Origin of the sequence: Paracoccus sp. SSK6 (assembly GCF_039770665.1) — a bacterium.
GTDB lineage: Bacteria > Pseudomonadota > Alphaproteobacteria > Rhodobacterales > Rhodobacteraceae > Paracoccus.
In genome coordinates this window covers 32,430-53,276 of the sequence record NZ_JBDPNJ010000006.1, presented here as the reverse complement: position 1 = coordinate 53,276, position 20,847 = coordinate 32,430, and the positions used below count along the sequence as shown (strand labels likewise).

Below are 20,847 nucleotides of genomic sequence, written 5' to 3'. Positions count from 1 at the left end.
CAAGATCAGAACCCGAAGCCCCCGCCAAAGCCGCGCGGGGCAGGATCAAGGATGACCAGCCGGTTGCCGCGCAGGGTCGCCACCGCAAGCGCCCGTTCCGAGGTTCCGTCCGGGCGCAGCCGGAACACCCCGCCAACCCCGGTAAAGCCCGCGTTCTGCGTCAGCCCGGTGGTCGTCAGCGCATTGCGCTTGCCGCTGCGCACCAGCGAGGCGATGGCCGCGACCCCGTCATAGGCAAGGCTTGCCAGTTCATGCGGCTGCTCGCCATAGGCGGAGCGATAGCGGGCGTCGAACTGCGACTTGAGGCCCTGGTCCGGGATCGCGAACCAGCCTTCCTGCAGTTGCGGCATCCCGATGCGGTTGGCGGGCTGGTCCCAGCGGGTCAGCCCCATCATCTGCGTGACGGGCGACCGGACCCCGGCGGCGGCCAGCTTTTCGGTCAGATAGGGCAGGACCGCCTGGTTGTTGGCGGTCATGAACACCGCATCGACCTTGCCGGACTGGGCGGCCGCGACGATCTGCGGGGTCACGGCGTCGATGCCGCTGATCGAGACGGGGTGGTTGCTGCGCCCGGCCAGGCGCCCGCCGTTGCGGGCGATGGCGGTCTCGATCGCGCGGCCGCCAAGCTGGCCCGCGATGTCGTCCTCGGCCACGACATAGATGTTGCGCTTGCCCTGACGTGCGCCAAAGGCGACCAGCCGGTTGGCGACATTGGCGAAGCTGTTGCCCAGGATGAAGACGTTGCCGCCCGCGATCTCGGCATTGTTCGAGAATGTCAGGACGTTCACGTTGCGCGGCCGCATGGCATTGCCCACGGCATTCGCGCCTTCGGCGAACAGCGGGCCGACGATGATCTGCGCCCCGGCATCCACGGCGGCATTGGCCTGCGCCACGGCCTGCGCCGTGCTGGTGCCGGTGTCATAAACGCGAAGGTCGATATTGGCGCCCTGCGCATCGGCCGCAGCCATCCGCGCGGCGTTCTTCAGACTGCGCGACAGCCATTCCAGGTCGGCCGATCCGCTGCCGCCGGGGGCCAGCAGGGCAACGCGCACCGGCTCTCCGGGGTTGATCAGCGGTCCGATGGCAGGACCGCTGGCCTGTTGCGACCCGCCCGTGGGCTCGCAAGCCGCAAGGAGGAAGGCGGACAGGATGGCAGCGGCACCGGCAAAGACGCGGCGCAATCCGGCACCGGGCCGGGTTGTGGCGGAAACGACCATATGAAACTTCCCTGCTGTAAGGTATCGCCGAGATGCGGGTAGCCTAGGACCAAGAGGCTGGCTTGGCAATCAGTCGGAAGGAAAACGCAATGGACATCCAGCCCCCGCAGCGCCTTGCCGCCCATGTCGAGGCGAAGCGGCTCGACGCGGGCCTGTATCTCGTGGCGACGCCCATCGGCACCGCGCGCGACATCACGCTGCGCGCGCTCGACGTGCTGAACGCGGCGGATGTGCTGGCGGCCGAGGATACGCGCGTGCTGCGCCACCTGCTGGACATCCATGGCGTTCCCCTGCGCGGGCGGCGCGTTTTGCCGTATCACGACCACAACGGCGACCGCGCCCGCCCCGCGCTGCTGGCGGCCTTGGAACAGGGGCAAAGCGTCGCCTATGCCTCGGACGCGGGGACGCCGCTGGTGGCCGATCCGGGCTTCCGCCTGGCCCGAGAGGCCGCCGCTGCCGGCCACCGGGTCCATGCGATCCCCGGACCTTCCGCACCCCTTGTCGCGCTCAGCCTGTCGGGGCTGCCATCGGACCGCTTCCTGTTCGCGGGGTTTCCTCCGACGACGCAGGGGGCGCGGATGACGTGGCTGCGGCAGTGGATGGGGGTCGATGCCACGCTGATCCTGTTCGAAAGCCCCCGGCGCGTTAACCAGACATTGAGAGAGATCTGCGAGGTTGATGCGAATCGCATTACGGTGGTGGCGCGGGAATTGACCAAGAAGTTCGAGGAGGTGATCCGGGGCACCGCTGCCGAACTGGCGCAGGATCCGCGCATGGCCGCCCTAAAGGGCGAGGTCGTGATGCTGGTCGATCGGCCGGGTGCCGTGATGGCCGATGACGACACGATCCGGCAGGCGCTTCAGGCCCGGCTGGAACGGATGACGGTAAAGGACGCGGCGAAAGAGGTCGCGGCGGAACTGGGATTGGCGCGGCGCGATGTTTACCAGATCGCGCTGTCCTTGGACAAAGGCAAGGGGTGAACATGGGCTATGGCAGGGGATCGGATTTCGCTTGGGCTCAGCCGGTGGCGCCCAAGCCGGTGTCTGCTGCCCGGCGCACGCGCGGACGGCTTGCTCATCTGGCGGGAACCCTGGCCGAGGATGGCGTGGCCCGCCATCTTGAAGGCAGGGGCATGACGGTTCTTGCGCGACGCTGGCGCGGCAAGGCGGGAGAGATCGACCTGATCTGCCAGGCCGGGCAATGCCTGATCTTTGTCGAGGTCAAGCAATCCGCAACGCATGGCGAAGCCGCGCAGCGGCTGGGCGCAGCCCAGCAGGGCCGCATCATGCGCGCGGCGCTGGAATATTGCGAAAAGGAAGGCCATGCGCCGCTGCCTGAAATGCGCTTCGATGCCGCATTGGTCGATGGGCAGGGCCGGATAGAAGTTCTGGAACGGGCTTTCGAGGAAGCCTTTGCCTGAGCCCTGCCGCAACCTGTCCTATTGGCAAGTTTCCACGGCCCTGCCGCCCGGTTAACCTGGCGGGGATTTGAGGCAGGGGACGGGAAATGCAGCGGTTTGGTCATCATGCGGTGGGAATTTGCCAGGGATCCAGGCTGCTGTTTTCCGCCTTCGAGGATCAGGGCGTCATGTGGTCGGGCGAGGGGCCGCGCGCTGTCCGCCAGGCCGTGACATTCCCAGAGCCCTTCGCTGCGCCGCCGGTGGTCTATGTGACCACCGGCATGTGGGACATCGAGGGTGGGGCGAACCAGCGGGCGGATATCTGCGCCGAACAGATCGCCACGACGGGCTTCGAGATCGTCTTCCGCACCTGGGGCGACACCAGGGTCGCGCGGATCCGCGCCGAATGGCTGGCCATCGGCGCGGTCCGGCATGACGACGACTTCACGCTCTAGGCGCGGTCGAGGTTGACCGCGATCAGTCCGGCGGTTTCGTCTGGATGCGTCAGGGGCAGCATGTGACCAGCCCCCGGCACGGTGGCGCGGCCCACATCGGCAAGGCGTTCCGCCAAGGCATCGGCGATACCGTGGATCACGGTGGGGGATCGCTCTCCGACGATGATCAGGACAGGGGCGTCGATGGCCTCCAGCCCGCCAGCCCGCAGGATATTCGCGCGGTCATGGGTCAGGGTCTCGTCGGCCGCTGCCACCAGAGGGATCTGCGTCGTCATCGTCTGGCGGGCAGGCGGGGGCAGGTCATCGAAGGGCTGCGCGCCCCAGACATCGATAAAGGCGCGGGCGGCATCCTCGCTGCGGCCTTGGGCCAGATGCTCGGCAATGATCCGGTCGCGCTCTTTCTGCTCAACATCGGACGCCGCGGCAAACAGCACGGGCTCGATCAGGGTCAGGCTGCGCACCGCCTCGGGCGCTGCCACCGCGATGCGCAGGGCGACGGTCGCACCAAGGCTGTGGCCGACCAGATCCAGCGGCCGGTCGATGAAGCTGGCCGCGATCCGGGTGACGGCGGTGTGGAAATCCGGTCCCTCGGCCCCTTGGACCCAAGGCCCGCTGCGGCCATGCCCCGGCATGTCGAAGCTGGTCAGATCGGCGCGACCCTCCAGCCGCCTGGCGATCGGTCCCCAATAGCCCGCGCTGCCCATCATGCAATGCAGGGCCAGTGCCGGGCGGTCCTTGTCGCCCGGCCAGTGGCGCTTGTGGATGCCGGTCATAGCGTGGACAGATGCCGGTCGAGGAAATCCAGCCGGTCCTGGCCCCAGAACTTCTGTCCGCTTTCCCGCACCACATAGAAGGGCGATCCGAAGACACCAGCCTCGACCGCCTGTTCCAGGTTGCGACCATAGGTTTCGGCGCCGATAAACAGGCCCTTGTCGGTCAAGGCGGGGTCGAAGCCATGCGCGCCCAGGATGTCGCGGATGACGGCATCGTCGCTGATGTCGCGCTCCTCGGCCCAGACGGCGCGCAGGAAGCCCTGCACCAGCCCGCCAAGGTCGCCGTCCCCTGCCTGCTGCGCGGCAATGATGGTATAGGAAGACGGCGCCATGTTCACCGGCCAATGGGCAGGCTTCAGGTTCAGGGCCATCCCCAGGTGATCGGCCCAGCGGGGCAGTTCCTGTGCGCGATACTCCATCCGGCTGGGGTGGCGGCTGGAGGGCCGAACGCCGCCTGTCCGGTCGAAAAGCTGAAGGATATCCAGCGGCTTGTAGGTGATCGTTGCAGCGTGCCGTTCGGCGATCCGTTCCAGCCGGTCGCCTGCCAGATAGGCCCAGGGGCTGATCGTTCCGAAGTAGTAGTCGATGTTAGCCATAACGATCCCCTTGCAGTTTGCCCGCAGGCTAGCCGGGTGCTAAGGCGGGCGCAATCTGGCGAATCCCCGTGCAAAGGCCCCCTTCCATGCCCGTCATGACCGAACCCAAGCTGATTTCCGGCAATGCCAACCGCACCCTGGCCGCTGCCATTGCCCGGCGCATGTCGATGCACCGGGGGATGAATGTCAGCCTCTGCGATGCGCGGGTGGAACGCTTCAACGACCAGGAAATCTTCGTCGAGGTCTACGAGAATGTGCGCGGCGAGGACATGTACATCATCCAGCCGACCTCGAATCCGGCGAACGACAACCTGATGGAACTGATGGTCATGGCCGACGCCCTGCGCCGGTCGTCGGCGGCGCGGATCACGGCGGTCATCCCCTATTTCGGCTATGCCCGCCAGGACCGCCGCGCCAAGGCCCGCACGCCGATCAGCGCCAAGTTGGTGGCGAACCTGCTGACCGAATCGGGCATCGACCGCGTCCTGACGCTGGACCTGCACGCGGCCCAGATCCAGGGCTTCTTCGACATTCCGGTGGACAACCTTTACGCGGCGCCGGTCTTTGCCCTGGATGTGCAGCATCATTTCCGGGGACGGATGAACGACCTGATGGTCGTGTCGCCCGACGTGGGCGGCGTGGCCCGCGCCCGCGAACTGGCGACGCGGATCGGTGCGCCGCTGTCGATCGTGGACAAGCGTCGCGAGAAGGCGGGCGAGGTGGCCGAGATGACGGTCATCGGCGATGTCGAAGGCAAGGTCTGCATCATCGTGGACGACATCTGCGACACCGCAGGCACGCTGGTGAAGGCTGCGCAGACCCTGACCGACAGCGGTGCGACCGAGGTTCACGCCTATATCACCCATGGCGTTCTGTCCGGCCCGGCGGTGGAACGCGTCAGCAAGTCGGTGATGAAGTCGCTGGTCATCACCGATTCGATCCAGCCGACCGATGCGGTGAAATCGGCCCCGAACATCCGCATCGTGCCGACCGCGCCGATGTTCACGCAGGCGATCCTGAACATCTGGAACGGCACCTCGGTCAGCAGCCTGTTCGAAACGGACACGCTGCTGCCGATCTATGAAGGGCTGTATTCCAACCTGTGATGGTGGCGCCTGTGTCCCCGTCGGATGCCTCCGGCGGGGATATTTGGGTGAAGAGGAAGCCTAGAGCGCGCGCCAGCCGATGTCGCGGCGGCAGAAGCCCTCGGGCCAGTCGATGGCATCCACCTGGGCATAGGCGCGGGCGTGCGCCTCGGCCAAGGTGGCGCCGCGTCCGGTGCAGGCCAGGACACGGCCACCGGTGGCGATGGTCTGGTTATCCTTCCTGGCGGTTCCTGCGTGGAAGGTCATGGCGAAGCTGCTTTCGGACAGGCTGTCCAGCCCCTTGATGATGCTGCCTTTCTGGTAGCTTCCCGGATAGCCCGCTGCGGCCATAACCACCGTCAGCGCGTAATCGTCGGCCCAGTTGACTGACAGGCCCGCCAGCCGTCCCTCGGCGCAGGCCAGCAGAAGGTCCAGCACCTGCCCGCCTAGGCGCATCATCAGCACCTGGCATTCGGGATCGCCGAAGCGGACATTGTATTCGACCAGCCGGGCGCGACCCCCGTCAATCATCAGCCCGGCATAGAGGACGCCTTGGAACGGCATTCCGCGCGCGGCCATTTCCGCCACCGTGGGGCGGATGATCTGCGCCATGACCTGTTCCTGCAAGGCTTCGGTCAGGATCGGGGCGGGGCTGTAGGCGCCCATGCCGCCGGTATTCGGGCCGGTGTCGCCGTCGCCCACGCGCTTGTGGTCCTGTGCCGTGCCGACGGGCAGGCAATCGGTGCCGTCGCAGAGGATGAAGAAGCTGGCTTCCTCGCCCGCCATGAACTCCTCGATCACGACCGACATCTCGCCGAACTCGCCGTCGAAGATGGCGTCGATGGCCCCGTGCGCCTGATCCACGGTTTCGGCGACGGTGACGCCCTTGCCGGCGGCCAGACCATCGGCCTTGACGACGATAGGCGCGCCTTGGGCGGTGACATAATCACGGGCGCTGGCGGCATCGGTGAAGCGGGCCCAGGCGGCGGTCGGTGCCCCGCAGGCGTCGCAGATTTCCTTGGTGAATGCCTTGGACGCCTCAAGCTGGGCGGCTGCCTGGGACGGGCCGAAGACCAGGAAACCGGCATCGCGCAGGGCGTCGGACACGCCTGCGGCCAGGGGCGCCTCGGGGCCGATTACCACGAAGTCGATGGCGTTTTCCTGGGCGAATTCCAGGACTTCGGCACGCGACAGGATGTTCAGGTCGGCGCATTCGGCGATATTGGCGATGCCCGCATTGCCCGGCGCCACGATCAGGCGGTCGCATTTCGGGTTCTGCCGGACAGCCCAGGCCAGCGCATGTTCGCGCCCGCCGCCGCCAAGGATCAGGATGTTCATGGGCCGCCCTTTCGCTTCTGGTCGCGGCGTTCTAGTCTGGGGCGCGGAAGGGAACAAGACGCATGGATTTGTTGGAAGACGCGCCGGGCAGCAACGCCCATGAATTCACGGTTTCCGAACTGTCGGGCGCGGTCAAGCGCAGCTTGGAGGATCAGTTCGGCCGCGTCCGCGTGCGCGGAGAGATCGGCCGCGTCTCGCGCCCGTCCTCGGGGCATCTGTATTTCGACCTGAAGGACGACCGCTCGGTTCTGGCCGCCGTGACCTGGAAGGGGCAGGCGTCCCGGCTGGCGCAGCGCCCCGAGGAGGGAATGGAGGTCATCGCCACCGGCCGCATCACCACCTTTCCCGGCCAGTCGAAATACCAGCTGATCGTCGATCAGATCGAGCCTGCGGGCCTTGGCGCGCTGATGGCGATGCTGGAAAAGCGCCGTCAGGCCCTTGCGGCCGAGGGGCTGTTCGACGAGGCGCGCAAGCGGCCATTACCATCCCTGCCGCGCGTGATCGGGGTCGTGACCTCGCCTTCGGGTGCGGTAATCCGTGACATCCTGCACCGGCTGCGCGACCGCTTTCCGACGCGCGTCATCATCTGGCCGGTGGCCGTCCAGGGTGAAGGCTGCGCCCCGCAGGTGGCCGCCGCGATCCGGGGCTTCAACGACTTGGCCCAGGGTGGGCCGATCCCCCGCCCGGACCTGCTGATCGTCGCGCGGGGCGGCGGCAGCCTTGAGGATCTGTGGGGCTTCAACGAGGAGGCCGTGATCCGCGCGGCTGCCGAAAGCCGCATCCCGCTGATTTCCGCGGTGGGGCACGAGACAGACACAACGCTGATCGACTTCGCGTCCGACCGGAGGGCGCCCACGCCGACCGCTGCGGCGGAAATGGCGGTGCCGGTGCTGGCCGAACTGTCGGCGCGGCTGGCGGAATCACAGGCCCGCTTGACGCGCTGCGCCAATGTTCATGTCGAACGGCCCAGGCAGCGGCTGCGCGATCTGTCCCGTGCGCTTGGCCGCCCTGCGGCGCTGACCGAAGCGGCGCGGCAGCGGCTGGATCTGTGGGCGGGGCGGCTGGATCCCGCGCTGCACGGGCTGGTCCGTGCGCGCAGGCATCAACTGGCGGTGCGGCCCATGCCGGTTGCGCTGTTGCGGCGGTTCATGGATGGCAAGGGTCACGCGCTGCATCGGCTGGAGCATCGGCTGGATGCCGCAGCGACACGGCGGCTGGAGCGGCGGCGGGATCGGATGACGGCGCTGCAGGAACGGCTGGATGCGTCATTGGCGCGGGTGATGGTGACGACACGGCGGGCGATTACCGTGCAGGACCAGAAGCTGGCCGATCTGTCGCGGCGGCTGGATCAGGGGACGCGGCGGGCGATCCACAACCGAAAACAGGCGATGGAACGGGTGGACCGCCTGCGCCTGTCGCTGGGCTACAAGGAAACGCTGAAGCGAGGCTTTGTCGTCGTGCATGGTCCCGATAGCGTGATCACCTCGGCCCAAGCCGCGCAGCAGGTGCCGCAGTTTGAACTTGAGTTTGCGGAGGGCCGCATCAATGCCCGCCCCGAAGGAGCGCCCCCGAAACCGTCCCGCAAACCCAAGTCCCCGGAACAGAAATCCCTGTTCTGATGTTCACTTGAGCTTAAATATCCCGGGGGTGCGGGGGCTGGCCCCCGCGCTACGCCTCTTTCGGGCGCAGCACCAGCCAGATCAGCGACCCGCCCGCCAGCACCAGGAAGGGCAGCATCGCCAGGTTGACCGCGTTCCAGCCCGCGACGACCGATCCACCGCTGCAATTCATCAGCCCGCCCGAGGACAGCGAGGCCAGGAACACGCCTCCGAAGACCACCGCGTCGTTCAGGCCCTGGATGCGGCCCCGTTCCTCGGGTGCGTGGGCGCGGGTCAGCATGGCGGTGGCGCCGATATAGCCGAAGTTCCAGCCCATCCCCAGCAGGATCAGGGTGGCGAAGAAATGCGACAGTTCAACCCCCGACAAGGCGGTGGCGCCTGCGAAGGCCAGCAGCAGCAGGCCAAGGGCGACGATCTTCTCGGCGCCGAAGCGGGCAATCAGGTGGCCGGTGAAGAAGCTGGGCGCGAACATGGCCAGCACATGCGCGCTGACGATGTTCGCCGCATCCGTGGGCGCGAAGCCGCAGCCCACCACCGCCAGCGGGGTCGAGGTCATCACCAGGTTCATCAGCGCATAGGCGACCATGCCGCAGATCATCGCGACCGCGATCTGCGGCTGGCGCAGCAGTTCGGCCAGCGTGCGGCCTGCCGTCTGACCCGTCTCGGTTGGCGCGGGCTTGGGGCTGTCAAGGAACGCGAACAGGAAGGGTCCAAGCGCATTCAGCCCGATTACCGCCAGATAGGTCGCCAGGAACGGGACCGCCGTCAGGCCGTCGGTCACGCGCACCACGGCCGGGCCGATGACCGCCGACGCCAGCCCGCCCGCCATGACCCAGCTGATCGCACGGGGGGCGTAGTCCTCCGACGCGAGATCGGTCGCGGCGAAGCGGTAAAAACCCTGCGCGGACATGTAGATGCCGGTCAGCAGCGATCCGGCCATGAACAGCCAGAACGACCCGGACGACAGGCCCCAGGCCGCCAGGGCCGCGCCCATGCCGCCTGCCAGAACGGCCAGCAGGAACCCGGCCTGCCTGCCGCGATCCTGCATGAAGCGCGCCAGGGGACGTGCGGTCAGCGCCGATCCCAGGACGATCATCGACAGGGGCAGGGTGGCGATGCAGGGGTTTGGCGCCAGGATCTGCCCCGCCAGGCCGCCGACGATGAAGATCACCGACATCTGCGCGCCCAGGATCGCCTGCGCCGCGACCAGCACGATCACGTTGCGGCGGGCGCGCCTGTCGTCGGGGGCCAAGATCAGCCCCGGCTCAGCCGGGATGCGGCGTGGGCGCGTTCCTGGATGGCGCCCCAGTTCTCGGCGCTGACATCCGCGTCGGTGGCGATCCAGCTGCCGCCGACGCAGACCACGTTCGGCAGGGACAGGTATTCGGCCGCATTGGCCAACGACACGCCGCCGGTCGGGCAGAAGCTGATCCTGGGCAGCGGCCCGGCCAGCGATTTCAGCGCGGGCGCGCCGCCGATGGCCTCGGCCGGGAAGAACTTCAGCATGTCATAGCCCGCATCTGCGGCGCGCATCACCTCGGACGCGGTGGCGGCGCCGGGCAGCAGCGGAAGCTCCACCTCCTCGCAGGCGGCGATCAGCCGGTCGGTCAGGCCGGGCGAGACGGCGAAGGTCGCGCCCGCGTCCTTGGCGCGTTTCGCGTCGTCCGGCGTCAGCACCGTTCCCGCACCCACATGCCCGCCGGACACGCCCGACATCACCCGGATCGCGTCCAGTGCCGCGTCCGAGCGCAGCGTGATTTCCAGCACCGGCAGCCCGCCGGTGACCAGGGCCTGGGCCAGACCCGCCGCCCGTTCGGCGTTCTTGATGACGATCACCGGGATCACCGGGGCCAGCCTGCACAGCGCCCGCGTCTTTTGCGACTGGAGTTCAGGGTTCATGGCGCACCTTATCTACCGCAATTCGCGGGCAAACTGCCCGCTGGCGAAGGGCGATGCAAGCGCTTTGCCCCACAAGGGCGCAAATCGGGTTATCGCTATCAGACGGCGACAAGGACCGCGACGTAGTGGATGGCGGCGGCGGTCACGACAAAGCCGTGCCAGATCGCGTTCTGGAAGCGCAGGCGTTCCCAGACATGGAAGATCACCCCTGCGGTATAGACAACGCCCCCGACAACGATCAGCAGCATCGAGGTTGGCGGCAAGGTGTCCGCAATGGGGCGAAAGGCCACCAGCCCGCTCCATCCCATCAGGATATAGAGCAGGATCGCCAGCCTGTCGTAGCGGCCCGGCAGCAGGCATTTCATCGCGACGCCAAGCACCGCCATCGTCCAGATGCCCACCAGCAGCGCCAGCACGGTCGGGTCGGACGCGGCCTTGTGCAGGAAGGGCGTATAGGTCGCCGCGATCAGGATGAAGATGGCCGAATGATCGACCCGCCGCAGATACCATTTCAGGGGGGAATGCGGCAGCATGTTATAGGTGAAGGACGCGGCCAGCGTCAGGATAAGCCCCGCGCCATAGATCGCCGCAGCCAGAAGATCCGCCCGGTCCGCCGTGATGGCGGCATGAAAGATCAATGCGGTCACGCCGACCAGGGCCAGGGCGACGCCGATCCCGTGGACGATCCCGTCCGCAAGAACTTCGTGAAAATCGTAGTGCCGCCCAAGCCGCAATCTGTCGTCGGACATGATAGGAACCCTCTAATAAGCTGATGTTGCCCGACCTTCGCTGTTTGCGCAATTTGACTGGATGGACAGGTTTCGGCCCATATCCTTCAGACCCCTTGCAAATTGCCCGTGCAGGGTCTATCTGCGCGACACTTCACAGGCAGGGGCGGGCCTTCGGCGGGAGAAATCCGCAAAAGGTCCACCGGTTGGGGCATCCGCCCTGAATCCCCTGCCAAGGCGCAAACCGGAAAGGACATGGACATGGCGCTTCCCGAATTCAACCTGCGTCAGCTCTTGGAAGCTGGCGTTCACTACGGTCACCAGACGCAGCGCTGGAATCCGCGCATGGCGGAATTCATCTATGGCGACCGCAACGGCATCCACATCCTGGACCTGACGCAGACCGTTCCCATGCTGGACGCGGCGCTGCAGGTCGTGCGCGACACCGTCGCCAAGGGCGGCCGCGTGCTGTTCGTCGGCACCAAGCGCCAGGCGCAGAAGCCGATCGCCGACGCGGCCGAGCGTTCGGCCCAGTTCTACATGAACCACCGCTGGCTGGGCGGTACGCTGACCAACTGGAAGACCGTTTCGCAGTCGATCGGCCGCCTGAAGGCCATCGACGAAACCATGGCTGGCGGCGCCGAGGGCCTGACCAAGAAAGAGCGTCTGCAGCTTGAGCGTGAGCAGAACAAACTGCAAGCCTCGCTGGGCGGCATCCGCGACATGGGCGGCCTGCCGGATCTGCTGTTTGTCATCGACGTGAACAAGGAAGACCTGGCCATCGCCGAGGCGAAAAAGCTGGGCATTCCGGTCGTGGCCGTGGTCGATACCAACTGCTCGCCCGAAGGCGTGGACTATATCATCCCGGGCAACGACGACGCGGCCCGCGCCATCGCGCTCTATTGCGACCTGGCAAGCCGCGCCGCGCTTGACGGCATGTCGGCCCAGATGGGCGCGGCTGGCGTCGATGTCGGCGCCCTGGCGGAAGCCCCCGAGGAGCTTCTGGACGAGCCCGCCGAAGAACAGGCGACCGCCGACGCCTGATCGGCATTGGTGAACGGAACTTTTACGGAATTGTCGTCAGGCGGGGATATGCCCCGCCTGACGCGTTGATCAAAGGAGACGGATCATGGCTATCACCGCCGCGATGGTGAAAGAGCTGCGCGAAACGACCGGCGCAGGGATGATGGACGCCAAGAAGGCGCTGACCGAAACCGACGGCGACATGGAAGCCGCCATCGACTGGCTGCGCACCAAGGGTCTGGCCAAGGCCGCCAAGAAGGCCGACCGCGTCGCCGCCGAAGGTCTGGTGGGCGTGCAGGTCACCGATGGCCGCGGCGTCGCCGTCGAGATCAACTCGGAAACCGACTTCGTGGCGAAGAACGCCGACTTCCAGCAACTGGTCCGCGAGATCAGCGAAGTGGCGCTGGCCACCGCCACCGATGTCGAAGCGCTGAAGGCCGCGCAACTGAACGGCAAGGCAGTGTCGGAAGTGCTGACCGACGCCATCGCCCGGATCGGCGAAAACATGACCCTGCGCCGGCTGCACGTCCTGGAAGGCGACACCGTTGTCTCCTACGTCCACAACGCCGCTACCGAAGGCATGGGCAAGATCGGCGTTCTGGTCGCGCTGAAGGGCGACAAGGACAAGGCGCAGGCCATCGGCAAGCAGTTCGCGATGCACATCGCGGCGACCAGCCCGCTGTCGCTGTCCGAAGCGACCATGGACCAGACGCTGCTGGCGCGCGAACTGGAAGTCCAGACCGCCAAGGCCATGGAAGAGAACGCCGCCTCGGCCAAGCCGAAGCCCGAAGCCGTGATCCAGAACAACATCATCCCGGGCCGGATGAAGAAGTTCGTGGCCGAAAACACGCTGCTGGGCCAGGCTTTCGTCATCAACCCCGACCTGACGGTCGAACAGGCCGCGAAAGAGGCCGGAGTCGAGATCACCGGCTATGCCCGCGTCGCCGTCGGCGAAGGCATCGAGAAGAAGGAAGAGGATTTCGCGGCCGAGGTCGCCAAGACCCTCAGCGGCGCCTGATCCTGCCGTCCTGACGATATACGCCGGTCCTGCGGGGCCGGCGTTTTTCTTTGTCCGATTGCAACTGGACCTTTCCCGCGCCGCCATGCCATGCAGGGGCGCAACCTGTTTGACCTGACCCATGCCATTCATCATCGCCATCGACGGACCCGCCGCCTCGGGCAAGGGCACCATCGCCCGCGCGCTTGCCGCGCATTTCGGTTTTCACCACCTGGACACCGGGCTGCTGTATCGGGCCACCGGCGCCAAGGGCGGCGATCCGGTGTTGGCCGCGCAGACGCTGAACGCTGATGACCTGGCCCGACCCGACCTGCGCAGCGCCCAGGCGGGGCAGGCCGCCAGCCGCGTTGCCACCATCCCCGAAGTGCGCGCCGCCTTGGTCGATTTCCAGCGGCGCTTTGCCATGCAGGAACCCGGCGCGGTTCTGGACGGGCGCGACATCGGCACGGTGATCTGCCCCGACGCGGCGGTCAAGCTGTATGTCACGGCCTCGGATCAGATCCGCGCTGCCCGGCGCGCGGCTGAACTTGGCGCGGATGCAGGGATGATGCTGGCCGAATTGCAGGAACGCGACCGGCGCGACAGCGAACGGGCGACAGCGCCCCTGAAGCCCGCCGATGATGCGGTCGTGCTGGACACAAGCGACCTGACCATTGCCGAGGCGATTGCCCGCGCCATTGCCCAGGTGGACCGGGCGGGGGGGTGATCGCGGTCAGCCGCAGGTCACCTTGGTGATCCAGCCCTTCGGATCCAGGAAGATGTTCAGCCGTCCCGGCTGATATTCCATAGTGACCAACTGGCCCGGATTGATTTCGCGGCGATGCAGTTGCGGGGGCAGATAAACCTCGCCGATATTCATGCCCACCAGTTGCTGGTGCTGGCTCAGGTCGCACCGCGTCGCGGCCACGGTCAAGCCGTAGTCCGTGCAGGCGGCCAAGGTGGTTGCGGCCAGAATGGAAAGCATTGCGCGGGCCGATGGCATTCGATCACCTCTCTGTGTTTGAGGCAGAACGATTGCGCGGCCCAGGCGTTCCCTGCTGTGCCGCGAAAGGAGAGAAACGATGAAACAAGGACTTGCAGCCATTCTCGTTACGGTCCTGCCCGCGATGGCCTGGGGTTCGAGCGACGAGGCATGGGAGGAGTTCCGCGCCGCCGTCGAGCAATCCTGCCGCGCCCTGATCGAGGCGCCAGCCGACGCGAAAGTCGCCGTCGAGGTCAACCCGTTCGGATCCGAAAGCTATGGGGCAGCCCTGGTCACGGTAGGCTATGAAGAAGGGCGGGACCGGATGGTCTGCATCTATGACAAGACCGCGAAAAGGGCCGAATTGACGGCGCCTTTCGCGGACGCCGCCGCGGGCGAATGACCTAGCCAGCCTCGGCGAAGGTGCCGCAGCCGATCCGGCCGCCGGCATGGCCGGACGGCTGGCCGACATAATCGTCGGGATGTTCGTGGATGATGATGGTCGATCCATCCTCGTCCGCGATCATTTCCTTGGTCAGTCCGGCGGCGAAGTATTCGACCATCAGGCTGCCGCTGTCGGGGACATGGATATTGGGAAGGTCGCCCGGATGCGGTCCGTTCGCGGACATCACACCATGTTCCTTGTCGCCCGCCAGATGCCCGCCTGCCGATTCGAAATCGGGGGGCGTGCATTCGCCGGTCATGTGGATATGCGCGCCGTGGATGCCAGGGGGTACGTCCTGCAACTCCAGCGTGACCAGCATCATGCCCGAGGGTGTCGCGACCACGGTGGCGGTGCCCCGGCTTTCGCCCTCGGCCGTCTTGATTTCCGCGATCATCGGCGCTTCGCCCTCGGCGGGGGCGGCGGTGTCCTGGGCGGCAGCGGGCAGGGCCAGCAGCGCAAGGGCGGCAGCGGTTCGAAACGGCATGGAAACCTCCTCTGGTTGCAGTCGCAGCCTCAACGCCGTCGGCGGACAGGCGTTCCGGCCCTTGAACCGGGCGGCGTCATTGGCGATAAGTCCCCTAAGACATGCCCCCGAAAGGTAGCTTTTCATGCGCGCTCGCATCTATCAACCCGCCCGCAATGCCATGCAGTCCGGCACTGCGCGGACCAGGAAATGGGTGCTGGAATTCCCGCCCGTCGGGCGAGAGATCGACCCCCTGATGGGCTGGATCAGCGCGGACGACACCCAAAGCCAGGTCCGCCTGCGCTTCGACACGCTGAAGCAGGCCGAGGATTACGCGCGCGAAAACGGCCTGGATTATGTGGTCCAGACGCCGCACAGGCGCGCCGCCAATGTCCGCCCGCGCGGCTATGGCGAGAATTTCGCGACCGACCGCCGCGCGCCCTGGACCCACTAGGCACGCGCCGGCGCCTAGCCGAAATCGTGGAAGATGAACCAGGCGCCCAGGCAGATCAGGCCAAAGCCCACGCCGTGCTGCCAGCCGATCTTCTCGCCCAGGTAAAGCCAGGAAAATAGCGCAAAGACGGTCAGGCTGATGACCTCCTGGATGGTCTTCAGCTGAGCCGCGCTGAAATGCCCGTGGCCGATGCGATTGGCGGGCACCTGCAGGATATATTCGAACAGCGCGATGAACCAGCTGACGGCGATCACCGTCAGCAGCGGCGCGGTCTTGAACTTCAGGTGACCATACCAGGCCACTGTCATGAAGACGTTGGAGGCGATCAGCAACCCGATGGTGACGGCGGGGACAGGCAGGCCTAGTCCCATTGCGACTGCCGGTCCTTCGCCAGGTTGCCAAAGCGGGTGAACTGGCCCTCGAAGGACAGTTCCACCGTGCCGATGGGGCCGTGGCGCTGCTTGCCCAGGATGACCTCAGCCTTGCCGTGGCATTGCTCCATCACCTGCTGCCACTTGGCCATGGCGTCCAGGTCGCTGTCGGAGGGCTTTTCGCGCTCTTTGTAGTATTCTTCGCGGAACACGAACATCACGATATCGGCGTCCTGTTCGATGGACCCTGATTCGCGCAGGTCCGACAGTTGCGGGCGCTTGTCGTCGCGGTTTTCCACCTGGCGGGACAACTGCGACAGGGCGATCACCGGAATGTTCAGCTCCTTGGCGACGGCCTTGAGGCCCTGCGTGATTTCCGACACTTCGTTGACGCGGCTGTCCTTGGCGGATGCGGCCTTCAGAAGCTGAAGATAGTCCACCATCAGCACGTCCAGCCCATGCGTCCGCTTCAGCTTGCGGGCGCGAGCGGCAAGCTGGTTGATCGGCAGGGCGGGGGTGTCGTCGATGTAAAGCGGACAGTTCTGCAGGGCATGTGCGGCCTCGACAAAGCGGCGGAACTCGGCTTCGTCCATGTTGCCGCTGCGGATGCGTTCGGAGGGCACCTCGGCCGCTTCCGACAGGATCCGGGCGGCAAGCTGTTCGGCCGACATCTCCAGGCTGAAGAAGCCCACCACGCCGCCTTCGACCGTGCCGATGGTCCCGTCCGGCCGTTCGCCCATCTTGTGCGCCTTGGCGATGTTGAAGGCGATGTTGGTCGCCAGCGAGGTCTTCCCCATCGAGGGACGGCCCGCCAGGATGATCAGGTCGGAATTGTTCAGTCCGCCCATCTTGCCATCCAGGTCGATCAGCCCGGTCGAGATTCCTGACAGCTTGCCGTCGCGCTGATAGGCGGCGTTGGCGGCCTGCACCGCGCCGGTCACGGCCTTGAGGAAGGACTGGAAGCCCCGTTCCGCGGTTCCAGCCTCGCCCAGCTTGTACAGCGTCTGTTCGGCGGCCTTGATCTGCTCCTCGGCCTCGTCGCCGACCTCGACCGTCGCGGCGCGTGCGGAAATGTCCTGGCCCAGCTGGATCAGTTCCCGCCGCAGGGCGAATTCGCGAATCATCTGCGCATAGTCGCGCGCGGCATAGGCGCTGATCGCAGCCCCCGCGATCCGCGCCAGATAGGGGGCGCCGCCCAGTTCCTTCAGCCCTTCGTCATGTTCCAGGAAGGCCTTGATGGTGACAGGGCTGGCCAGGGCATTCTTGCGGATGCGTTCGGAACAGATCTCGAAGATGCGCGAATGAACCGGGTGATAGAAGTGGTCCGGCTTGATGATCTGGCTGACGCGGTCGAACACGTCGTTGTTTGTCAGCAGCGCGCCCAGAAGCTGCTGTTCCGCTTCCAGCGAAAAGGGGATCGAGGGCGTATCCTCGGCGCTGACAGGCTGGCCCGGAATGATGGCGCGCAGGTTGGTCATGTGCTGCCCCCTTTTGTTCTTGTTCCAGTTCTACACCCGATGCGCCACGCGGGGAACGCCGCGCGGTGCGATTTCAGGGGGCCGATCTGTGGATGGCTTGTGGATAAGTCAGGCGTTCGCGGCCTGCCAGGCGCGCGGATCGGTCAGGAAAGTCTCGACCTCGGCCAGCGTTTGCGCGTCAAAGACGGCCTGCGCCCTCGCCTCGGCCAGCACGTCCCACCAGGTGCAGAGGTGATGCAGCGTGACACCATGATCGGCCAGACGCTGCGTGGTTTCCGGGAAGATGCCGTAGTAGAAGATCACCGCCGTATGCGCGCAGGTGGCCCCCGTGTCGCGAATCGCGTCCACGAAGGACAGCTTGCTGCCGCCGTCCGTGGTCAGATCCTCGACCAGCAGCACGCGCTGGCCCTCGCTCATCACGCCCTCGATCCGGGCATTACGTCCGTAACCCTTTGGTTTCTTGCGGACATAGGTCATGGGCAGGCCCAGCCGTTCGGCGACCATGGCGCCGAAGGGGATGCCAGCGGTTTCACCGCCCGCGACATTGTCGAAGGCTTCGAACCCCGCGTCGCGCATGACGGTCGCGGCCATGAAATCCATGAGGGTCTGGCGGACGCGCGGAAAGCTGATGATCCGGCGGCAGTCCACATAGGTCGGCCCCTTCAGGCCCGAGGCATAGGTGAAGGGCGTGGCGGCGTTGAAATCGACGGCCTTGATTTCCAGCAGCATCCGGGCGGACAGGCGGGCGATCTCCTCGCGCGCGGGAAAGGTCAGGCTCATCAGTCCTCCAGATGCCAGTAAAGGGGAAAGCCGGGGTCGAAGACGGTCACGGTCTCATCACCGGCGTCGATCTGCGTGGCGTAGGTGGCGGGGGCGTCACGCCTGACCAGCGTGATCCGGTCCTCGTTCGGGGGCAGGCGATAGAAGGCCGCGCCATGCAGGCTGGTGAAGCCTTCCAGGCGGTTCAGGGCGCCTTCGTCCTCGAAGACCTGGGCCAGGATCGACATGGTGTTCGGCGCGGTGAAGCAGCCCGCGCAGCCGCAGGGTTGCAGCTTGGCGCTGTCGGCATGGGGGGCGCTGTCGGTGCCCAGGAAGAACCGCGCCTCGCCGCTGGTCGCGGCCTCGCGCAGCGCCAGGCGGTGCGATTCGCGCTTGGCGACGGGCAGGCAATAGTAGTGCGGGCGGATGCCGCCTGCGAGGATCGCGTTGCGGTTGATGACCAGGTGATGGGTGGTGATCGTCGCGGCCAGATCGTCGCCGCCCGACCGGGCATAGGCCACGCCGTCGCTGGTGGTGATGTGTTCCATTACGACGCGCAGGCCGGGGGTACGGCGGCGCAGCGGCTCCAGCACGCGGTCGATGAACACGGCTTCTCGGTCGAAGATGTCCACCGCCGGGTCGGTAACTTCGCCGTGGACGCAGAGCGTCACGCCAGCCTCGGCCATCGCCTCCAGGACCGGCTGGACGTGGTCGAAATCGGTGACGCCGCTGGCGGAATTGGTCGTGGCGCCGGCGGGGTACAGCTTCACCGCGCGGATGATGCCGCCCTGGAAGGCCGCCACCACATCGGCGGGGTCGGTCGCGTCGGTCAGGTACAGCGTCATCTGCGGCTGCAGGGCAGAGCCTTCCGGCAGGGCAGCCAGGATGCGGTCGCGATAGGCTGCGGCCTGCGCCCCCGTCACCACGGGGGGCACCAGGTTCGGCATGATGATCGCGCGGCCGAAGCCCGCGGAATGGGGTGCGACGGCTGCCAGCATCGCGCCGTCGCGCAGATGCAGGTGCCAGTCGTCGGGGCGGCGAAGGGTGATGCGGTCGGTCATGGCCCGCCTCTATACACGGCACGGGATCGTTGCCAAGCGCGCCATGCGTAAAATGGCAGGCACCCGTGCAACAGTCGCACTTGTCTTGACGTTTGCGTCGCATCAGATTGGCCCGATGATCCAAAGGATGACGCCATGCTTCCCATGATGCCCAGGAACCCCGTCCGCTTGTGGGCGCAATTCGCCCGAATGGCCATCGAAGCGCAGATGGTCATCGGTCTTCGAACGGCGGGGATGATGGGCTTCATGGCGCAGGCGCCCGGAGAGCCGTTCCGCATGGTCGCCGAAAAGCAGGCGGCCGCGACCGAGGCGATGTTCGCGATTGCCCAGGCGGCAGGCCGGGGCCACAGCGCCGAACGGATGATGGCCGCGGCCCTGCGGCCCTATGGCAAGCGGACGCGGGCCAATTCGCGCCGCCTGACCAAGATCCGCTAAGGAAAACGGCGGGGTTTCCCCCGCCGTTTCAGTCAGATCAGCTTGCCCATGGCGACCGCCGTGTCGGACATGCGGTTGGAAAAACCCCATTCGTTGTCGTACCAGGTCAGGATGCGGCACAGCCGGCCTTCCATCACCTTGGTCTGGTCCATGTGGAAGACCGAGGAATGGGGGTCGTGGTTGAAGTCGGACGAGACCAGCTTCTCCTCGGTATAGCCCAGGATGCCCTTCAGCGGGCCGTCGGCCGCCGCCTTGATCGCGGCGTTGATTTCCTCGACCGTGGTGTCGCGGCTGGCCTCGAAGGTCAGGTCCACGACTGAGACGTTGGGCGTCGGCACCCGGATCGCCACGCCGTCCAGCTTGCCCTTCAGTTCCGGCAGCACCAGGCCCACGGCCTTGGCGGCGCCGGTCGAGGTCGGGATCATCGACAGGGCGGCGGCGCGGGCGCGGTACAGATCCTTGTGCATCGTGTCCAGCGTCGGCTGGTCGCCGGTATAGCTGTGGATCGTGGTCATGAAGCCCTTGGCGATGCCGATGCTGTCGTTCAGCACCTTGGCCACGGGCGACAGGCAGTTCGTGGTGCAGCTTGCGTTCGAGACGACCAGATCCTCGGCTGTCAGCGTGTCGTCGTTCACGCCGAAGACGATGGTCTTGTCGGCATTGTCGCCGGGGGCCGAGATCAGGACGCGCTTGGCGCCGGTGGACAGATGCGGCTGGACCTTTTCCTTGGAGGCGAAGATCCCCGTGCATTCCATGATGACATCGATGTCGCCCCAGGGCAGTTCGGCCGGGTTGCGGATCGCCGTGACCTTGATGGGGCCGCGGCCCACGTCGATGGAATCGCCATTGACGGTCACCTGCGCCGGAAAGCGCCCATGCACGCTGTCATAGCGCAGCAGATGCGCGTTGGTCTCGACCGGGCCCAGGTCGTTGATCGCGACGACCTCGATATCGGTGCGCCCGGATTCGATGATGGCGCGCAGGACGTTCCGGCCGATCCGCCCGAAACCGTTGATCGCAACTTTGACAGCCATGGTTCACTCCCTCGACCAGATGATGTTGCGACCCTGTATCGCGCTGTTTCGGGTGATGCAAATGCCCTGGGACGCGTCAGCCCCCTGTTAGCGCCAGAAGCTGAGATATTCGATGAAGCCATCCACCATCCGCGCCGCCATCAGCGGCAATTGCCACTGAAGCCACAGCTGATCGGCGACGAACAGGCCCAGGATCAGGACCACAATCGCGATGGCGATGGAATTTGTCATGCCGT

The 20,847-nt window shown here is 66.2% G+C and carries 26 protein-coding genes; 11 read left to right on the top strand and 15 right to left on the bottom strand.

Translation table 11 applies throughout. The features are described from left to right. Positions 1-5 precede the first annotated feature (5 nt). Positions 6-1,217 carry a penicillin-binding protein activator gene (locus AAIL68_RS06235; RefSeq protein WP_347138744.1) on the bottom strand — a complete coding sequence of 404 codons (1,212 nt, stop codon included), beginning with the start codon at positions 1,215-1,217 and terminating at the stop codon, positions 6-8. 89 nt (positions 1,218-1,306) lie between these two features. Here AAIL68_RS06235 and rsmI point away from each other — a divergent pair, with 89 nt between their 5' ends. The 3 genes from rsmI to AAIL68_RS06220 all read left to right on the top strand — a co-directional run bounded on the left by rsmI (position 1,307) and on the right by AAIL68_RS06220 (position 3,071). Continuing rightward, the gene (gene rsmI, locus AAIL68_RS06230; RefSeq protein WP_347138743.1) at positions 1,307-2,197 is read left to right on the top strand and encodes a 16S rRNA (cytidine(1402)-2'-O)-methyltransferase; all 891 of its coding nucleotides are present in this window, start codon (positions 1,307-1,309) and stop codon (positions 2,195-2,197) included. A 2-nt stretch (positions 2,198-2,199) separates the two neighbouring features. Then, positions 2,200-2,637, top strand: a complete 438-nt coding sequence (locus AAIL68_RS06225; RefSeq protein WP_347138742.1) for a YraN family protein — start codon at positions 2,200-2,202, stop codon at positions 2,635-2,637. Positions 2,638-2,723: 86 nt separating this feature from the next. Next, positions 2,724-3,071 (top strand): H-type lectin domain-containing protein, encoded by a 348-nt coding sequence (locus tag AAIL68_RS06220; RefSeq protein WP_347138741.1) that lies wholly within the window; start codon positions 2,724-2,726, stop codon positions 3,069-3,071. On the opposite strand, the gene AAIL68_RS06215 is transcribed toward AAIL68_RS06220, so the two are convergent. After that, the gene (locus AAIL68_RS06215) at positions 3,068-3,844 is read right to left on the bottom strand and encodes an alpha/beta fold hydrolase (RefSeq protein ID WP_347138739.1); all 777 of its coding nucleotides are present in this window, start codon (positions 3,842-3,844) and stop codon (positions 3,068-3,070) included. The genes AAIL68_RS06220 and AAIL68_RS06215 overlap by 4 nt on opposite strands. Next, positions 3,841-4,440 (bottom strand): 2-hydroxychromene-2-carboxylate isomerase, encoded by a 600-nt coding sequence (locus AAIL68_RS06210; RefSeq protein WP_347138738.1) that lies wholly within the window; start codon positions 4,438-4,440, stop codon positions 3,841-3,843. Before AAIL68_RS06210 ends, AAIL68_RS06215 begins: the two co-directional genes overlap by 4 nt. Positions 4,441-4,526: 86 nt before the next feature. Between AAIL68_RS06210 and AAIL68_RS06205 the strand changes: the two genes are divergently transcribed. Continuing rightward, complete coding sequence (locus AAIL68_RS06205) at positions 4,527-5,546, top strand: ribose-phosphate pyrophosphokinase (RefSeq protein WP_347138737.1); 1,020 nt, start codon at positions 4,527-4,529, stop codon at positions 5,544-5,546. Positions 5,547-5,606: 60 nt separating this feature from the next. On the opposite strand, the gene purD is transcribed toward AAIL68_RS06205, so the two are convergent. Next, complete coding sequence (purD, locus tag AAIL68_RS06200; protein WP_347138736.1) at positions 5,607-6,863, bottom strand: phosphoribosylamine--glycine ligase; 1,257 nt, start codon at positions 6,861-6,863, stop codon at positions 5,607-5,609. Between the two features lie 62 nt (positions 6,864-6,925). On the opposite strand from purD, the gene xseA reads away from it, so the two are divergent. Then, entirely contained in the window at positions 6,926-8,482 is a 1,557-nt protein-coding gene (gene xseA / locus AAIL68_RS06195) for an exodeoxyribonuclease VII large subunit (RefSeq protein ID WP_347138735.1), read from the top strand. A gap of 49 nt (positions 8,483-8,531) precedes the next feature. On the opposite strand, the gene AAIL68_RS06190 is transcribed toward xseA, so the two are convergent. The 3 genes from AAIL68_RS06190 to AAIL68_RS06180 all read right to left on the bottom strand — a co-directional run bounded on the left by AAIL68_RS06190 (position 8,532) and on the right by AAIL68_RS06180 (position 11,130). Next, complete coding sequence (locus AAIL68_RS06190) at positions 8,532-9,734, bottom strand: MFS transporter (RefSeq protein WP_347138734.1); 1,203 nt, start codon at positions 9,732-9,734, stop codon at positions 8,532-8,534. 2 nt (positions 9,735-9,736) lie between these two features. Beyond that, positions 9,737-10,381: a bifunctional 4-hydroxy-2-oxoglutarate aldolase/2-dehydro-3-deoxy-phosphogluconate aldolase gene (gene eda, locus AAIL68_RS06185; RefSeq protein WP_347138732.1), complete on the bottom strand. Its 645-nt coding sequence runs from the start codon at positions 10,379-10,381 to the stop codon at positions 9,737-9,739. A 98-nt stretch (positions 10,382-10,479) separates the two neighbouring features. Next, positions 10,480-11,130 carry a hemolysin III family protein gene (locus AAIL68_RS06180; protein WP_347138731.1) on the bottom strand — a complete coding sequence of 217 codons (651 nt, stop codon included), beginning with the start codon at positions 11,128-11,130 and terminating at the stop codon, positions 10,480-10,482. Between the two features lie 234 nt (positions 11,131-11,364). On the opposite strand from AAIL68_RS06180, the gene rpsB reads away from it, so the two are divergent. The 3 genes from rpsB (at position 11,365) to AAIL68_RS06165 (ending at position 13,856) form a co-directional block, all read left to right on the top strand. After that, entirely contained in the window at positions 11,365-12,153 is a 789-nt protein-coding gene (rpsB, locus tag AAIL68_RS06175; RefSeq protein WP_347138730.1) for a 30S ribosomal protein S2, read from the top strand. An 85-nt stretch (positions 12,154-12,238) separates the two neighbouring features. After that, positions 12,239-13,150 (top strand): translation elongation factor Ts, encoded by a 912-nt coding sequence (tsf, locus tag AAIL68_RS06170; RefSeq protein ID WP_347138729.1) that lies wholly within the window; start codon positions 12,239-12,241, stop codon positions 13,148-13,150. A 121-nt stretch (positions 13,151-13,271) separates the two neighbouring features. Next, positions 13,272-13,856, top strand: a complete 585-nt coding sequence (locus AAIL68_RS06165; protein ID WP_347138728.1) for a d(CMP) kinase — start codon at positions 13,272-13,274, stop codon at positions 13,854-13,856. A 6-nt stretch (positions 13,857-13,862) separates the two neighbouring features. Here AAIL68_RS06165 and AAIL68_RS06160 read toward each other — a convergent pair whose 3' ends face one another. Continuing rightward, positions 13,863-14,087, bottom strand: coding sequence for an I78 family peptidase inhibitor (locus tag AAIL68_RS06160; RefSeq protein WP_347138727.1), 225 nt, complete (start codon positions 14,085-14,087; stop codon positions 13,863-13,865). Between the two features lie 124 nt (positions 14,088-14,211). On the opposite strand from AAIL68_RS06160, the gene AAIL68_RS06155 reads away from it, so the two are divergent. After that, complete coding sequence (locus AAIL68_RS06155) at positions 14,212-14,514, top strand: hypothetical protein (protein ID WP_347138726.1); 303 nt, start codon at positions 14,212-14,214, stop codon at positions 14,512-14,514. Position 14,515: 1 nt separating this feature from the next. On the opposite strand, the gene AAIL68_RS06150 is transcribed toward AAIL68_RS06155, so the two are convergent. After that, complete coding sequence (locus AAIL68_RS06150; protein ID WP_347138725.1) at positions 14,516-15,040, bottom strand: superoxide dismutase family protein; 525 nt, start codon at positions 15,038-15,040, stop codon at positions 14,516-14,518. A 124-nt stretch (positions 15,041-15,164) separates the two neighbouring features. Between AAIL68_RS06150 and AAIL68_RS06145 the strand changes: the two genes are divergently transcribed. Next, a complete protein-coding gene (locus AAIL68_RS06145) occupies positions 15,165-15,473 on the top strand; it encodes an ETC complex I subunit (RefSeq protein WP_347138724.1) in 309 nt (102 codons plus the stop codon). 14 nt (positions 15,474-15,487) lie between these two features. On the opposite strand, the gene AAIL68_RS06140 is transcribed toward AAIL68_RS06145, so the two are convergent. The 4 genes from AAIL68_RS06140 to pyrC all read right to left on the bottom strand — a co-directional run bounded on the left by AAIL68_RS06140 (position 15,488) and on the right by pyrC (position 19,142). Beyond that, on the bottom strand, positions 15,488-15,844 hold the full coding sequence (locus tag AAIL68_RS06140) for a DMT family protein (protein ID WP_347138723.1): 357 nt from the start codon (positions 15,842-15,844) through the stop codon (positions 15,488-15,490). Then, the gene (locus AAIL68_RS06135) at positions 15,835-17,322 is read right to left on the bottom strand and encodes a replicative DNA helicase (protein ID WP_347138722.1); all 1,488 of its coding nucleotides are present in this window, start codon (positions 17,320-17,322) and stop codon (positions 15,835-15,837) included. The genes AAIL68_RS06140 and AAIL68_RS06135 overlap by 10 nt, the downstream gene beginning before the upstream one ends. Positions 17,323-17,430: 108 nt before the next feature. After that, positions 17,431-18,105 (bottom strand): orotate phosphoribosyltransferase, encoded by a 675-nt coding sequence (locus AAIL68_RS06130; RefSeq protein WP_347138901.1) that lies wholly within the window; start codon positions 18,103-18,105, stop codon positions 17,431-17,433. After that, complete coding sequence (pyrC, locus tag AAIL68_RS06125) at positions 18,102-19,142, bottom strand: dihydroorotase (RefSeq protein ID WP_347138721.1); 1,041 nt, start codon at positions 19,140-19,142, stop codon at positions 18,102-18,104. The genes AAIL68_RS06130 and pyrC overlap by 4 nt, the downstream gene beginning before the upstream one ends. 135 nt (positions 19,143-19,277) lie before the next feature. On the opposite strand from pyrC, the gene AAIL68_RS06120 reads away from it, so the two are divergent. Beyond that, positions 19,278-19,577, top strand: a complete 300-nt coding sequence (locus tag AAIL68_RS06120) for an antibiotic ABC transporter (RefSeq protein WP_347138720.1) — start codon at positions 19,278-19,280, stop codon at positions 19,575-19,577. A 32-nt stretch (positions 19,578-19,609) separates the two neighbouring features. On the opposite strand, the gene gap is transcribed toward AAIL68_RS06120, so the two are convergent. Then, on the bottom strand, positions 19,610-20,611 hold the full coding sequence (gene gap / locus AAIL68_RS06115; RefSeq protein ID WP_347138719.1) for a type I glyceraldehyde-3-phosphate dehydrogenase: 1,002 nt from the start codon (positions 20,609-20,611) through the stop codon (positions 19,610-19,612). A gap of 87 nt (positions 20,612-20,698) precedes the next feature. Continuing rightward, a complete protein-coding gene (locus AAIL68_RS06110; protein ID WP_347138718.1) occupies positions 20,699-20,842 on the bottom strand; it encodes a hypothetical protein in 144 nt (47 codons plus the stop codon). Positions 20,843-20,847: the final 5 nt, after the last annotated feature.